This window comes from Dinoroseobacter sp. S375 (assembly GCF_049800775.1).
Taxonomy (GTDB): domain Bacteria; phylum Pseudomonadota; class Alphaproteobacteria; order Rhodobacterales; family Rhodobacteraceae; genus Dinoroseobacter.
The window spans coordinates 59,794-74,370 of record NZ_JBNAFR010000013.1 but is presented as its reverse complement, the minus strand read 5'-3'; the positions used below and the strand labels follow the sequence as shown (position 1 = coordinate 74,370).

Here is a 14,577-nt window from a genome sequence, read left to right as displayed (position 1 = left end):
GGGGGGGGGGCCCCCCGGGGGGGGGGGGGGGGCCTGGCCCCCCCCTGGTAGGGGGGGGGCCCACCGCTCAGCGCATCACGCAGCGGCCTAGCGCAGATCCCGGGCAAAGATGATCTTGGCATCCCCTTCGGCCCAGAACTCAGGGATCTCGGCCACGCGTGTATAGCCCAGCGCGGCGTAGAAGGCGCGGGCCGTGGCGAAGGGGTCCGTGCCCGAGGTTTCCGCAAGCAGCAGCCGCGCTTTCCCCGCCAGCGCGACCTCAAGGTCGCGCACCAGCGCCCGGCCGATCCCCTGGCCCTGCAGGTCCGGCGCCACGCAAAGCGCGCGCATGTTCCAGCAGCCCTCGGTCAGGGGCTCAAGCCCGGCAAAGGCCAGCCCGACCGGGCGCCCCTCTTCGGTTGCGGTGCGCCAGACCTGTCCCTCCGCTTGCCCTTCTTCCCAGAGCGGGTGCAGGTACTCGGAGGGAAAAAGCCCGGTCGCGTCCACCACCTGGGCCAGCGCGGCAAGATCCGACGCCACGGTCGGTGTGATTTGAAGTTCGGTCATCGTGACCTCCTAGCGATTGTCGAGTTGCGCACGCACGGCCTCAAGACCTGCGCGCGTGATGTGATAGGGCCGCCCCCGCACGGAACGGATCAGTCGGCGTTTCTTCAGCCGGTCGAAGATCGGCAGGCTGCAATCGGCGAGCTGGTAGCCTTCGCGGGTCATGCAGGCGACATCGCGCACCTTGCCATTCTCGGCGCGCTCGAAATGAATGGCCCCGCCTTGTGCGAGGACATGCAGGACACGCTGTTCCTGCTTGGAGATGTTCATGGGTCTTCTCGGGATTTAGGCAAAGACAGGCCGCACGGCTGGCGTCACGCGGCAGCCGGTCGGACGATCATGAGCGCACCTTCGGAAAGGGGCTCAGTCGCGGATGACAGTCTCTTGCATAAATAGCTCCGTTGCCGGGCCATTGCCCGGTGGAACCTCATCGCCGAAACACGTTGTTTGTGTCAAGACCTCCGCGTCCCTCACAGGACAGCAAGGCAAGCCCCGCCAAACCTGTCGACATCAAAAGAGCGAGCAGGAACGGGATACGCGCAAACGCAAAGAACGGCCATTTGAACGAGAGCTTATCGAACACAGGCGCGACGACCAGAAAGAGCCCAGCGCCCCCCCGCCCCCCATCGCGTCATCCAGCGTGGCGCGCGCCTCAGCCGAGAACCCACGGCTCTCTACCTGGCTTTCCGAGGCAAGCATCTGGATCCCAATCAGCAGACAACACGCTACCACGCGCAACGGCAGCTTTATGGCCAGACGGTTTTTCCCAGAAGGTTAGGGGTTCGAAAGAGACGAGGGTCCGCTGACCCCGTCCCGACAAGGCCACCACGCCACACTCCTTTTTATGATACGATCTCGCCCCGCCCAGCAGCACGCGACCAACACACACTCAAAACCATTGCCCCGGCTCTATCAGCCCGAGATCGAGCAATTGGCGGCTCTTCCATTCGAACCACACCGAATTCTGCCACCAGAAGGTCGGGATCTCATGTCGGCTGCCCGGATTGGCCTTGAGCGCCTTGGCCGCCCGGAACGAGCAGACCGCCGCGGTCAGGTTGTTGTGCCATTGGCAGGACACCGTGTTGTATTCCGGGTCCGAAAACATGTGATCAGGCCGCAAGGTCAGCCCCCGCTTGCCGCGAAAGAGCGCCACCCGGTCGATGCGGCGACGGTTGGCTGGGACATGCTCTTCGAACCGCCAGCGCAGCCCCCCGTGGAAATCGTACTGCCGCGTAGCGCGTTGCCCGTCCGGGCCCAACCGCTCCAACGCGTAATAGCCCGAGCGGTCCATGTAGCAGTTCTGGCGACAAACGCCGGAGGGCGCCTTGGCCAGATCCCCGGCATAGAGATCGATCACATAGGTGAGCATGGCATCGCGCCGCTCCTCACTGTGAAAGGCCAGCATCTCGCCAATGCTGCGGGTCTCGGAATAGGGAAAGAACAGGTATTCGGCGTTGTAGCCGTAATAGAACCACGTCCCCGGTGCCGCGCGGGCAAAGGCGCTGACGGCCTCGGCCACGCTGGCCGCGTCGAACCGGTCCCAGCGCACGGGATGCACCCGCCCCGGCAGGTCCAGCGGCAGCGGCGTCGCCTCCGCCACCAGCAGCACCAGCGCCCGGAACCCCAGATCCAGATGGTGCGCGAGGGTCGAGGCGAGTTCCACATCGTCCTCGGCAAAGATCAGCGCGACCGGTCCCCGCGTCAGCACCTCGCCGCGCGTGGCCAGAAACCGCCCCAGATCCGGGGCAGCGGCGCGCGCCACGGGCGCAGTCAGGTCGATCGGGTCCATCTTCATGGTCGGATCTCACACAGGATCAGGCGGTGCAGGCCCATCCCGCAGGATGTTCCCCCGGCCCCGCGATTGCAAGGTCTGTGCCCTTTGTGTATGCGAAGCTTCGTAACTCTTCCCTTAAAGCACTGAGACCCGCGCCATGGCCGATCCCAAGAAGCTTTTCATAAAGACCTATGGCTGTCAGATGAACGTCTATGACAGCGAACGGATGGCCGAGACGCTGGGCGGCGAAGGGTATGTGCAGACCGACCGCGCCGAAGATGCGGATATGATCCTGCTGAACACCTGCCACATTCGCGAGAAGGCCGCCGAGAAGGTCTATTCCGAGCTGGGCCGGTTCAAGCCGCTGAAAACCGCCAAGCCCGACCTCAAGATCGGGGTCGCGGGCTGCGTGGCCCAAGCCGAGGGCGCAGAGATCATGCGCCGCCAGCCCATGGTGGATCTGGTGGTCGGCCCCCAGGCCTATCACCGCCTGCCGGACCTGACCGCGAAAGCCGGGACCGGGGCCAAGGCGCTCGACACCGACTTCCCCGAGGAAGACAAGTTCGACCACCTCATGGCGCGCCCCAAGGCGAAGCGTGGCCCGACCGCGTTCCTGACCGTGCAGGAGGGCTGCGACAAGTTCTGTGCCTTCTGCGTGGTGCCCTATACCCGGGGCGCCGAGGTCAGCCGCCCGGCCGCGCGCGTTCTGACCGAGGCCCGCGATCTGGTGGAGCGTGGGGTGCGCGAAATCACCCTGCTGGGCCAGAACGTCAACGCCTATCACGGCCATGCCAAGGGGCTTGCCGGGCTGATCTGGGATCTGGCCGAGATCGACGGGCTGGAGCGGATCCGCTTCACCACCTCCCACCCCAATGACATGGATGACGCGCTGATCGCCGCCCATGGCGACTGCGCCAAGCTGATGCCCTATCTCCACCTGCCGGTGCAGTCGGGCAGCGACCGGATCCTCAAGGCGATGAACCGCAAGCACAGCGCCGAGAGCTACCTGCGCCTGATCGAGCGGATCCGCGCGGCACGGCCCGACATCCTGCTCTCGGGGGATTTCATCGTGGGCTTTCCCGGTGAGACCGATCAGGACTTCGCCGATACCATGGCGCTGGTCGAGGCCGTGCAATACGGGCAGGCCTATTCGTTCAAATACTCGGCACGCCCGGGCACTCCGGCAGCCGAGAAAGAAGACGTGCCCGCCGAGATCGCAGATGCCCGCCTGCAGGAGCTCCAAGCCCTGCTCACCCGCCAGCAACGCGCCATTCAGGACGCCAAGGTCGGCACCGAGGCGCAGGTGCTGTTTGAAAAGCCCGGCCGCCTGCCCGGCCAGATGGTCGGCAAATCCGAGCATCTCCATGCGGTGCATGTGGAGGCCCCTAACGCGGCGCGCGGCGATCTGGTCCGCGTCCGCATCGAGGAAAGCGCCGCGAACTCCCTGCGCGGCACGCTGATCCACGCGGCCTGACCTGAGCCCGGCCCACCCGCACGCCCAGCAAAAAAAGGACGCAGTCCGAAACTGCGTCCTCAAGGTGTCGCGAGGGAACGTCGCGCTAAGCTTCTGGGGTCAAATGAATTGGGTCAAAAATTCACGGCCACGCTGACGGAGATGTTCCGCACCCGTGCATCGTCGGTCAGCTCGCAGATCAACGTGAGCTTGGACGCGAAGGCCTCGTTCTTGACCTCATCGCTGCTGTCAAAGCGCGAATTGTTCGAGGCCGGAGACAGGGTCTCCCATTCATAGCGGATCCCTGGAATGATCGTGAGACCAAAGGAGGTTTCGATCTGGGCCTGGATGAACACCGCGATGTTCTCGTCGATGCCGCCCGGCTGAAAGGCGATGAACCCTTCGGGGTCTGCGACCGGCACACCAGGTGTAAAGAACAGCGTCTGACTGGTCGTGCTTCCGCTGCTCTGCCACCGCGGGCTCTTCGGCAGATTGCGCGAAGGCTGCAGAGGCCAGGCACAAGGGTGCGGTGGAACATAAGAGACGACGCAGTTTCGCCATGGAAAACCTCGCTAAGTCAGGGGACCTGCTGGCTATCCAAACGAGCGAGCTCGCAATGATGGGTATTTTCCGAGCGTTTTAGTAAAGATTAACCGCCAGCGCAAGTGTGCCTTTGCCAAAAGCCTGCCGTACATAATGCCGCAGCGGGATCCGGCAGAGATCGCAGCACAAGGGGTTTTTTCGCCGTTTGCGCATTGTGCGCTTGCCAGCGCGCGCACGACTTGGCACGCTCGGGTCAGGCCCACCTGAACGGAGTTCCTATTGGCCCTGAGTGCTGCGACCCCGCCACCGCCCCAGCCGCCCGCCCCGGAGCGTCTGATCGAATTTCCCGACAATCGCGTGCTGATCGATCTCTGCGGTGAGTACGACCGAAATCTGGCCCAGATCGAGCATCAGCTCAGCGTGCAGATCCTGCGCCGGGGCAACCAGCTTGCCGTCTTTGGCGAGGCCGATGCCCAGACCAAGGCCGAAAGCGTGCTCCACGCGCTCTACCAGCGGGTCGAATCGGGCAAGTCCTCCGAGCCCGGGGATATCGACGGGCTGATCCGTCTCGGCATCCCCGAAGAGGACAGCGCCCCGGAATCCGGCGACCAGATGGAACTCTTCAAGGGCGGCTCGGTCGAGCTCAAGACCCGCAAGAAGACCGTCGAGCCGCGCACCGAGATGCAGAAGGCCTATGTGGAGGGCCTCTTTGCCAATGAGCTGGCCTTCGGGATCGGTCCTGCCGGGACGGGCAAGACCTATCTCGCCGTGGCCGTTGGCGTGACGATGTTCCTCGGCGGCCATGTGGACCGGATTATCCTGAGCCGCCCGGCGGTCGAGGCGGGCGAGAAGCTCGGCTTCCTGCCCGGCACCCAGGACGAGAAGGTCGATCCATACATGCAGCCGCTCTATGACGCGCTCAACGACTTCCTGCCGGGCAAGCAGGTTGCCAAGCTGCGCGAAGAGAAGCGGATCGAGATCGCGCCGCTGGCCTTCATGCGCGGCCGGACCCTGTCGAATGCCTTCGTGGTGCTGGACGAGGCGCAGAACGCAACTTCGATGCAGATGAAGATGTTCCTCACCCGGTTGGGCCAGGGCTCGCGCATGGTGATCACCGGCGATCGCAGCCAGGTCGACCTGCCGCGCGGCGTCACCTCTGGCCTGCGCGATGCGGAGCGGATCCTGCGCGACGTGAAGGGCGTGAACTTCACCTATTTCACCGCCAAGGACGTGGTGCGCCACCCGCTCGTGGCCCGGATCATCGAAGCCTATGACGCCGATGACCCCAGCTGAGCCGACCCCTGCGGGGCCTGTGCCCGGGGCGTCTGTCATCGAGATCGCGGTCGAGAGCCCGCACTGGGATCCGCCCGACCTGCAGGCGCTGGCGACCCGGGCAGTCACCGCGACCCTGACCCGGCTCGACCTGCCCGCCGGGGCGTTCGAGGTCTCGATCCTGGCCTGCGACGACGCAAGGATCGCCACGCTCAACGCGGAGTTTCGCGACAAGCCCACCCCCACCAATGTGCTGAGCTGGCCCGCCGAAGAGCGCGCCGCAGAGACCCCCGGTGCGATGCCCGACCTGCCCGATCCGGCGGATCCCATGGCAGCCGAGCTCGGGGATCTCGCCCTCGCCTATGAGACATGTGCGCGCGAAGCCGCCGAGGCCGACAAGCCGTTCGAGGCCCATCTGACCCACCTCCTGGTGCACGGGACCCTGCATTTATTGGGGTTTGACCACGAAACCGACCCGGATGCGACGCTTATGGAGAGTCTCGAGGTCGAGATCCTTGCGATGCTAAACATGGCTAACCCTTACGAAACTCCTGTGGTATAGTCTCGGATCAAGCCGTTACGGCATCACACCGGAAAGGATCAATGGCCGACACCTCTGACGGATCGTCTTCCGCGGCGCGGCGCGCGCTGAACGACGAAACCACAGCTGCCAGACCCTCGCTTTTGCGACGCATTCTGGCTGCGTTCTCCTCCCCCGAAGAAACAGAACCCGCAGGCGAGGCCCATGGCGGCCACGCGGCCAATGACGCACGGGCATCCGGGCTCGGCATCGGCAATCTGCGGCGCATGCGCGTGGTCGATGTGGCCATCCCGCGGGCCGATATCGTGGCCGTGCCCTCGGATATTTCCCAGACCGAGCTGGTGCAGGTCTTCCGCGACAGCGGCATGACCCGCTTGCCGGTCTATCGCAGCACGCTGGATACCCCGCTCGGCATGGTCCATCTCAAGGATCTGGCGCTGAATTTCGGGTTCAACGGGACCTCGCGGAAATTCAGCCTCAAGGGGATGCTGCGCCCGCTGCTCTATGCGCCGCCCTCCATGCCCATCGGGGTGCTTTTGCAGAAGATGCAGAAGGACCGGATGCATATGGCGCTGGTGATCGACGAATATGGCGGGACGGACGGTCTGGTGACCATCGAGGATCTGATCGAACAGGTGATCGGCGAGATCGAGGATGAGCATGACGAGCCCGAGGACCGCTTCTGGTCGCGCGAGAAGCCTGGCGTCTATCTGGTTCAGGCCAAGGCCCCGCTCGACGATCTCGAAGCAGAGCTGGGCGTTGCCCTGATCGAGCCCGGCACCGAGGAAGAGATCGACACGCTGGGCGGGCTGGTCTTCAAGCTCACGGGCCGCGTGCCCGTGCGCGGCGAGGTGATCCCCCATGACAGCGGCGTGGAATTCGAGGTGGTCGATGCCGATCCGCGACGGATCAAGCGCGTGCGCATCCGGTTGCGCCCGGCAGAACGGGCGCTGAGCCCCGCCGCCGCCGAATAGGATGCACCAGAGGCGATGACCAGACGCAGGGGCTGGGCGCTCGACGCGGCTTTCGGCGCGCTGATCGCCCTTGGACAGGCGCCGTTCGGGGTGATCCCCGCCGCCCTGATCGGGCTTGCGGGAATGATCTGGCGGGTCAGCACCCCGGGCTCGGGCCGGGCCCGCGCGGCGCGCACATGGCGCGCGGGGGTGGCCTATTTCGCGGTGACGCTGCACTGGATCGTAGAGCCGTTTCTGGTCGATGTGCCCCGCCATGGCTGGATGGCGCCCTTCGCGCTGGTGCTCATGGCCGGGGGGCTCGCGCTGTTCTGGGGGCTCGCGGGCTGGGCCACGGCGCGTTTGCAGACGCGCGGGGCGGCCATGGCCGGTTTCGCGCTGGCCTTCACCCTCGCCGAGATGCTGCGCAGCTACATCTTCACCGGCTTTCCCTGGGGTCTGATCGGCACGATCTGGATCGACACGGCCCCGGCGCAAACGGTGGCCTATTGGGGCCTGCACGGGCTGGGCCTGGCGACCTTCGCCGCGCTCTCTGCCGGGCTCGCCCTCGGCGCGCGCCTGCAAACGCGGGGCCGCGCGGTCGCGACCGGCGCGGGCCTGCTGGGCAGCCTTGCCTTGATCGGCCTGCTGGCTGGGGCTGGCGCCCTGCGCCCCCCGGCCCCCGCGATCCCGCCCGAGGCCCCGACTTTGCGCCTTGTGCAGCCCAACGCGGCCCAGCATCTGAAATGGGATCCCGAGATGATCCCGCTCTTCTTTCAGCGACAGCTTACCCTGACGGCACAGCCCCCTGAGGGCGCCGCGCCGGATCTGATCCTCTGGCCGGAAACGGCGATCGCCTATCGCCTCGGCGGCGCGCGCCCCCTGCTGATCCAGGGGGCCGAGGCCGCGGGCGGCGTGCCGCTTGTGCTGGGTGCGGTGCGCCAGACACCCGCTGGCCCCACCAACGCCCTCGCGGTGATCGACCCGGACGGGCGGCCCGGCGCGATCTATGACAAGGCGCATCTCGTGCCCTTCGGCGAGTATATCCCCTTTGGCGACCTCGCCGCGCGGCTGGGGATCCGCGGCCTCGCGGTGACCGAGGGCGGCGGGTTTCACGCAGGCCCCGGCCCGGTCCTGCTGGATCTTGGCGCGCTGGGGCAGGCCTTGCCGCTGATCTGCTACGAGGCGATCTTTCCGCACTTCGGGCGGAGCCAGGCGCGGGTGGCGGACTGGATGCTGCAGATCACCAATGACGCATGGTTCGGCAGCTTCGCGGGCCCGCAGCAGCACCTGATCCTTGCGCGCTTCCGCGCCATCGAACGGGGCCTGCCGCTGGTGCGCGCGGCCAATACCGGGATCAGCACGGTGATCGACAGCCGCGGCGCCATGGGGGCGCATCTGCCGCTCAATACGCTGGGCGCGCTGGACGCCCCCCTGCCCCCGCGCAGCGCCCCGCCGCCCTATGCGCGCATGGGCGATCTGCCTCTGGCGATTCTGTTGTCGCTGGCGCTCGCCCTTGGGGTGTTGCGTACAGTTTATTTGACAGCGCGCCCTGTCGAACGCGATTGACCCTTCTGGTCCAGAGGGATACCCCGGCAAGCGATCTGTCGCCACAACGGCTTCCTGACGTGGCGACGTAACTAGAACGGAGCAGACCTCAATGACCGCGCGGCAAAACTATCTCTTCACCTCCGAGTCCGTCTCCGAGGGGCACCCGGACAAGGTGTGCGACCGGATCTCCGACGCGGTTCTGGATGCGTTTCTCTCCGAAGAGCCCGAAGCCCGCGTGGCCTGCGAAACCTTCGCCACGACCGGTCGGGTGGTGATCGGCGGCGAGGTCGGGCTGAGCGATCAAGCACGCCTGAAGGACTACATGGAGCGGATCGACGGCATCGCCCGGGACTGCATCCGCGATATCGGCTATGAGCAGGACAAATTCCACTGGGAAACGGTGAAGATCACCAACCTGCTGCACGCCCAGTCGGCCCATATCGCCCAGGGGGTGGACGCGGCCGAGGACAAGGAAGAAGGCGCCGGCGATCAGGGGATCATGTTCGGCTACGCAGTCAACGAGACACCTGAGCTGATGCCGGCCCCGATCTGCTATTCCCATGCGGTGCTGCGCAAACTTGCCGAGGTCCGCAAATCCGGGGCCGAGCCGACCCTCGGGCCGGATGCGAAATCCCAGCTCACCGTGCGCTACGAGGGCGGCAAGCCCGTGGGCGTGAGCTCCATCGTGCTCTCGACCCAGCATCTGGACCCGGAGATGACCTCCGAGGATGTTCGTGCCGTAGTCGAACCCTATATCCGGGCCGAGCTGCCCGAGGGCTGGATCGATGCCAGCACTGAATGGTGGGTGAACCCCACGGGCAAGTTCGTGATCGGCGGCCCGGACGGGGATGCGGGCCTGACCGGGCGCAAGATCATCGTCGATACCTATGGCGGGGCCGCGCCCCATGGCGGCGGGGCGTTTTCCGGCAAGGACCCGACCAAGGTGGACCGCTCGGCGGCCTATGCGGCGCGCTATCTGGCCAAGAACGTGGTGGCGGCGGGGCTGGCCCATCGCTGCACCATCCAGCTCAGCTATGCGATCGGGGTGGCCAAGCCGCTCTCGATCTATGCGGACACCCATGGCACGGGCGAGGTCCACGAATCCGCCATCGAGCGGGCGGTGGCCGAGCTGATGGACCTGTCGCCCCGGGGCATCCGCGAGCATCTGCAGCTCAACCGCCCGGTCTATCAGCGCACGGCGGCCTATGGCCATTTCGGACGGGCGCCCGATGCGGATGGCGGCTTCAGCTGGGAACGCACCGATCTGGTCGACGCGCTCAAGGCCGCTGTCTGAGCCAGAGGTTACGGCGCGATCCGACAAGGCCCTGCGGAGACGCGGGGCCTTTTGCATTGACCCTGGTCCGTGCGTCGGGGGCGCAATCGGGGGCGCGGTCGGGGGCCGACCGCGCGGACCCGCGTCGGGGCGGATGGCGTGCGAGACGGGGCCGCGCAGGACTAGGCACACCGCTGCCGCGCGCGTGGCGCGCTTGGGTCAGTCAGGGGGTGCAAAGGGAAATGCGCGCGAGGTCTGAACGGGTCGGGGCATGCGATCCGCGTACGCTCGGTTTGGACGCTGTCGAGTCAGCCTCGGCCTTCTGTGATCCACCACCGGATCGGTCTGGCTCAGGAAAGTCGGCCCGCCAAACGCGGACCCAGTGCCGAGAAATCAGGCCTTGCGCAGGCGGATCACCACATCGACCTTGGAGATTTCGGTCCCCTCAGGGATCTCCGGCAGGCGCGCGATTTCAAGCTCTTCGGCGGGCGCGTCGGTCAGCAGGTTCGAATCTTCCCAGTAGAAATGCGGGTGATCGTCGATCCGCGTGTCGAAATAGCTCTTGGAGCCATCGACCGTGATCTCCTGCACGAGCCCGGCCTCGCAGAAGGTCCGCAAGGTGTTGTAGACCGTCGCCAGCGAGACTTTCTCGCCCCGCTCCAGAGCAGCGGCGTAAAGGCTTTCGGCGGTGACATGACGGTCATGCCCGTCGCCCACCAGAAGGGCCGCAAGCGTGACACGCTGCTTGGTCGGGCGCACATCTCCTGTGGCCAGCCATTCGGTTCCCCGTTCCAGACGTGTGGTGCGCATGGGCGTCGTCATCCTTTTGGTCTCCCCCTTATATGACGGCTGCGGGCCAAATATCAATTGCAAACCCTTCGCAATAGGGTCGCAGGTCCTTGGCCCCGCCACGGGGCCGCGCCCCCCGCCCCTTGCAATCGCGGCGCCCATGGCCCACTTGCCTGCGGGTGCGACGCGGGGGCGTCTGGCCGCATGGCTGCCTCTTGTCACTTCCGAAGCGGGGGTGATAAGGGAGCGCACCACATCAGGCAGACCCGAGGACCGAGCGACACATGGCAGATTTTCCGACCTCCTTCGACAAGGACGACCTCGTGAAATGCGCGCAAGGAGACTTGTTCGGTCCGGGAAACGCCCAATTGCCCATGCCGCCCATGCTGATGATGGACCGGATCACCGAGATCAGCGGCGATGCCGGCCCCCATGGCAAGGGCCACGTGGTGGCGGAATTCGACATTACCCCGGACCTGTGGTTCTTCGACTGCCACTTCCCCGGCAACCCGATCATGCCCGGCTGTCTCGGCCTTGACGGACTGTGGCAGCTCACCGGGTTCAACCTCGGCTGGCGCGGCTGGCAGGGGCGCGGCTATGCGCTGGGTGTGGGTGAGGTCAAACTGACCGGCATGGTCCGCCCGGACCGCAAGCTGCTGCGCTACTACGTGGATTTCACCAAAGCCGTGCAGACCCGCCGCCTGACCATGGGGGTGGCCGATGGCCGGGTCGAGGCCGATGGGGAACTGATCTATCAGGTCAAAGATATGAAAGTCGCTCTGTCCGAGAGCTGAGCGAAGAGGAGGGTCGCGCCATGCGCCGTGTCGTCATCACAGGAATGGGGATCGTCTCGCCCATCGGGAACACTGTATCCGAGGTCGAAGCGTCCCTGCGCGCGGGCCGGTCGGGGATTTCCTTTTCCGAGACCTATGCCGAGAACGGCTTCCGCAGCCAGGTCCATGGCGTGCCGCAGATCGATCTGACCGAGCATATCGACAAGCGCCAGCTGCGCTTCATGGGCCCCGGGGCCGCGTTCAACTTCATCGCTATGGAACAGGCCATCGCCGATAGCGGGCTTGAGGACAGCGATGTCAGCAATGAACGCACGGGCCTCGTGATGGGCTCGGGCGGGCCGTCCACCTCGAACTTCTTCCAGGCCTTCACGACGGTAAAGGAAAAGGGCGCGCCCAAGCGGATGGGGCCCTTCATGGTCACCCGCTGCATGTCCTCGACCAACTCCGCCTGCCTCGCGACCCCGTTCAAGATCAAGGGCGTGAACTACTCGATCACCTCCGCCTGCTCCACCTCCGCCCATTGCATCGGCAATGGTGTCGAGCAGATCCAGATGGGCAAGCAGGACATCGTCTTTGCCGGCGGCGGCGAGGAAATCGACTGGACCCTGTCCTGCCTCTTCGACGCCATGGGCGCCATGAGCTCGAAATACAACGACACGCCGACCACGGCCTCGCGCACCTTCGACGCGACCCGCGACGGCTTCGTGATCGCGGGCGGTGGCGGGGTCGTCGTGCTCGAGGATCTCGAGCACGCCAAGGCCCGCGGCGCCAAGATCTATGCCGAGGTCACCGGCTATGGGGCCACCTCCGACGGCTATGACATGGTGGCCCCCTCCGGCGAGGGCGGCGAGCGCTCCATGCGTCAGGCCCTGGCCACCCTGCCCGACGGCCGCAGCGTGGATTACATCAACGCCCATGGCACCTCGACCCCCGTGGGCGACGTGACCGAGATCGAGGCGGTGCGCCGCGTGTTTGGCGAGGGCAGCACCCCGCCCGTCGCCTCCACCAAGTCGCTGACCGGGCACTCCCTGGGCGCGACCGGCGTCCACGAGGCGATCTACTCGCTGATCATGATGGAGAAAGGCTTCATCGCCGCCTCCGCCAACATCACCGAGCTCGACCCGGCGATCAAACCCGAAGAAATCGTGACCGAGCTGCGCGAGGACGTCACCCTCGACAGCGTGCTGTCCAACAGCTTCGGCTTCGGCGGCACCAATGCGACGCTTTTGATGTCGCGCTATCTCGACTAGAACCAAGGCCCAGAGGGGAAACCAGATGACCGGTGTGTTGCAGGGCAAGCGCGGCCTGATCATGGGCGTGGCGAATGAACGTTCCATCGCCTGGGGGATCGCCAAGGCCATGGCCGAGGCCGGGGCCGAGCTGGCCTTTACCTATCAGGGCGAGGGCTTCGGCAAGCGGGTCGCCCCGCTCGCGGCCTCCGTGGGCTCGGACATCCTCGTGGATGTGGATGTCACCGACGACGCCTCGCTGGACCGCGCCTTCGAGACCCTGGGCGAGAAGTGGGGCAAGCTCGACTTCCTCGTCCACGCCATCGCGTTTTCCGACAAGACCGAGCTGACAGGCCGCTTCCTGAACACCAGCCGCGAGAACTTCAAAACCTCGCTCGACATCTCCTGCTACTCGCTGATCGAGGTGACCCGCCGGGCGCATCCGATGATGACCGAGGGCGGCACGATCCTGACCGTGACCTTTCAGGGCTCGAACCGCGTCACCCCGTTCTACAACGTCATGGGCGTGGCCAAGGCCGCGCTGGAAAGCGCCGTGCGCTACCTCGCCAACGACCTCGGCCCGGACGGGATCCGCGTGAACGCCCTCTCCCCCGGCCCGATGAAGACCCTCGCCGGGGCCGCCATCGGCGGCGCGCGCAAGACCTATCGCCAGACCGAGCAGAACGCGCCCCTGCGCGCCAATGCGACGCTCGAGGCCGTGGGCGGCACCGCCGTCTGGCTCGCCTCCCCGGCCGGGGCCTGCACCACGGGCGAGATCGTGCGCGTCGATGGCGGCTACCACGTCCTCGGCATGCCCCAGGTCGAGAACCTCTGAGCCTCCCCGGCGCTTAACCGATTGCACCGCCCCGCGATTGCGCGCACCCTGTCGCCAGACAAGCGGAGGGCATGGACATGGCGACATTCACCCGCGACGGGGTCGCACTGCATTACTTGGACGAGGGTCCGCGCGACGGCCCGATCGTCGTCTTCTCCAACTCGCTGGGCACCGATCTGCGCCTGTGGGAGCCGATCCTGCCGCTCCTGCCCGAAGGCCTGCGGATCATCCGCTATGACATGCGCGGCCACGGGGCCTCGGACGTGCCCGCCGCGCCCTATTCCATGGGCGCGCTGGTCTCGGATATCGAGGCGCTGCTCGACCATCTGGAGGTCCGCAACGCCCTCTTTGTCGGTCTCTCCATCGGCGGGATGATCGCCCAGGGCCTCGCGGTGAAACGTCTCGATCAGGTTCGCGCCATGGTCCTGTCGAACACCGCCGCCAAGATTGGATCCCCGAAGCTCTGGGAGGACCGCATTGCCGGCGTGCGCGCCGGCGGGGTCGAGGCCCTGACCGATGCCATTCTCGAGCGCTGGTTCTCCCGCGCCTTCCTCACCGATCCGCGTCTGCCCTATTGGCGCGACATGGTCACGAGCACCCCGGATGAGGGCTATATCGGCTGCAGCGCGGCGATCGCCGGAACCGATTTCTACACGCCCACCAGCGGGCTGCGCCTGCCAACCCTCGGGATCGCGGGCGCCGAGGACAGCTCCACGCCCCCCGATCTGGTACGCGAGACGGTAAACCTGATCCCGGGCTCGAAATTCGTCCTCCTGCGCCGCGCAGGCCACCTGCCCCATGTGGAACAACCCGAGGGCTATGCCGAGGCCCTCACCACATTCATGCATGAAACCGGCCACCTGCCCCCCGAAGCATAACCCGACGCGCGCCCCAGCACCGGACGACACCCCGACCTAGCTCGGGCGCCGTCCCACACCCGACCGCCGGACGCCCCCTTGACCCCGCGGCCTCGCGAACATGCGGACGCGACGCATACCTTGCCAAAACACGCCTTCGGCTCTCTTGAGCG

At 66.1% G+C, this 14,577-nt stretch carries 15 protein-coding genes and 1 riboswitch; of the genes, 10 read left to right on the top strand and 5 right to left on the bottom strand.

The features are described 5' to 3' along the window. Positions 1 to 87: 87 nt before the first annotated feature. The 3 genes from ACP150_RS20315 to ACP150_RS20305 all read right to left on the bottom strand — a co-directional run bounded on the left by ACP150_RS20315 (position 88) and on the right by ACP150_RS20305 (position 2,332). Complete coding sequence (locus ACP150_RS20315; protein ID WP_424968530.1) at positions 88 to 546, bottom strand: GNAT family N-acetyltransferase; 459 nt, start codon at positions 544 to 546, stop codon at positions 88 to 90. 9 nt (positions 547 to 555) lie between these two features. Further along, positions 556 to 813: a YjhX family toxin gene (locus tag ACP150_RS20310; RefSeq protein ID WP_424968529.1), complete on the bottom strand. Its 258-nt coding sequence runs from the start codon at positions 811 to 813 to the stop codon at positions 556 to 558. Between the two features lie 619 nt (positions 814 to 1,432). Next, the gene (locus tag ACP150_RS20305) at positions 1,433 to 2,332 is read right to left on the bottom strand and encodes a hypothetical protein (protein WP_424968549.1); all 900 of its coding nucleotides are present in this window, start codon (positions 2,330 to 2,332) and stop codon (positions 1,433 to 1,435) included. Between the two features lie 142 nt (positions 2,333 to 2,474). On the opposite strand from ACP150_RS20305, the gene miaB reads away from it, so the two are divergent. Beyond that, positions 2,475 to 3,791, top strand: a complete 1,317-nt coding sequence (miaB, locus tag ACP150_RS20300) for a tRNA (N6-isopentenyl adenosine(37)-C2)-methylthiotransferase MiaB (RefSeq protein WP_424968528.1) — start codon at positions 2,475 to 2,477, stop codon at positions 3,789 to 3,791. Between the two features lie 113 nt (positions 3,792 to 3,904). On the opposite strand, the gene ACP150_RS20295 is transcribed toward miaB, so the two are convergent. Next, positions 3,905 to 4,192 (bottom strand): TonB-dependent receptor, encoded by a 288-nt coding sequence (locus tag ACP150_RS20295; RefSeq protein ID WP_424968527.1) that lies wholly within the window; start codon positions 4,190 to 4,192, stop codon positions 3,905 to 3,907. A gap of 400 nt (positions 4,193 to 4,592) precedes the next feature. Here ACP150_RS20295 and ACP150_RS20290 point away from each other — a divergent pair, with 400 nt between their 5' ends. The 5 genes from ACP150_RS20290 to metK all read left to right on the top strand — a co-directional run bounded on the left by ACP150_RS20290 (position 4,593) and on the right by metK (position 9,921). Continuing rightward, on the top strand, positions 4,593 to 5,606 hold the full coding sequence (locus tag ACP150_RS20290) for a PhoH family protein (protein WP_424968526.1): 1,014 nt from the start codon (positions 4,593 to 4,595) through the stop codon (positions 5,604 to 5,606). After that, on the top strand, positions 5,593 to 6,147 hold the full coding sequence (gene ybeY / locus ACP150_RS20285) for an rRNA maturation RNase YbeY (RefSeq protein ID WP_424968525.1): 555 nt from the start codon (positions 5,593 to 5,595) through the stop codon (positions 6,145 to 6,147). The genes ACP150_RS20290 and ybeY overlap by 14 nt, the downstream gene beginning before the upstream one ends. A gap of 41 nt (positions 6,148 to 6,188) precedes the next feature. Further along, the gene (locus ACP150_RS20280; RefSeq protein WP_424968524.1) at positions 6,189 to 7,100 is read left to right on the top strand and encodes a hemolysin family protein; all 912 of its coding nucleotides are present in this window, start codon (positions 6,189 to 6,191) and stop codon (positions 7,098 to 7,100) included. Between the two features lie 15 nt (positions 7,101 to 7,115). Then, complete coding sequence (gene lnt / locus ACP150_RS20275) at positions 7,116 to 8,645, top strand: apolipoprotein N-acyltransferase (RefSeq protein ID WP_424968523.1); 1,530 nt, start codon at positions 7,116 to 7,118, stop codon at positions 8,643 to 8,645. 35 nt (positions 8,646 to 8,680) lie between these two features. Next, positions 8,681 to 8,729, top strand: a riboswitch (SAM-SAH riboswitch). A gap of 7 nt (positions 8,730 to 8,736) precedes the next feature. Continuing rightward, positions 8,737 to 9,921 (top strand): methionine adenosyltransferase, encoded by a 1,185-nt coding sequence (metK, locus tag ACP150_RS20270; protein ID WP_424968522.1) that lies wholly within the window; start codon positions 8,737 to 8,739, stop codon positions 9,919 to 9,921. Positions 9,922 to 10,293: 372 nt separating this feature from the next. Here the strand turns inward: metK and irr are convergent, their stop codons facing one another. After that, positions 10,294 to 10,710, bottom strand: coding sequence for a Fur family transcriptional regulator Irr (irr, locus tag ACP150_RS20265; protein WP_424968521.1), 417 nt, complete (start codon positions 10,708 to 10,710; stop codon positions 10,294 to 10,296). 263 nt (positions 10,711 to 10,973) lie between these two features. Between irr and fabA the strand changes: the two genes are divergently transcribed. The 4 genes from fabA to pcaD all read left to right on the top strand — a co-directional run bounded on the left by fabA (position 10,974) and on the right by pcaD (position 14,425). Next, positions 10,974 to 11,483, top strand: a complete 510-nt coding sequence (gene fabA, locus ACP150_RS20260) for a bifunctional 3-hydroxydecanoyl-ACP dehydratase/trans-2-decenoyl-ACP isomerase (RefSeq protein WP_424968520.1) — start codon at positions 10,974 to 10,976, stop codon at positions 11,481 to 11,483. Between the two features lie 20 nt (positions 11,484 to 11,503). Then, complete coding sequence (gene fabB / locus ACP150_RS20255) at positions 11,504 to 12,733, top strand: beta-ketoacyl-ACP synthase I (protein ID WP_424968519.1); 1,230 nt, start codon at positions 11,504 to 11,506, stop codon at positions 12,731 to 12,733. Between the two features lie 25 nt (positions 12,734 to 12,758). After that, the gene (locus tag ACP150_RS20250; RefSeq protein ID WP_424968517.1) at positions 12,759 to 13,547 is read left to right on the top strand and encodes an enoyl-ACP reductase FabI; all 789 of its coding nucleotides are present in this window, start codon (positions 12,759 to 12,761) and stop codon (positions 13,545 to 13,547) included. Positions 13,548 to 13,624: 77 nt separating this feature from the next. Then, a complete protein-coding gene (pcaD, locus tag ACP150_RS20245; protein ID WP_424968516.1) occupies positions 13,625 to 14,425 on the top strand; it encodes a 3-oxoadipate enol-lactonase in 801 nt (266 codons plus the stop codon). Positions 14,426 to 14,577 lie beyond the last annotated feature (152 nt).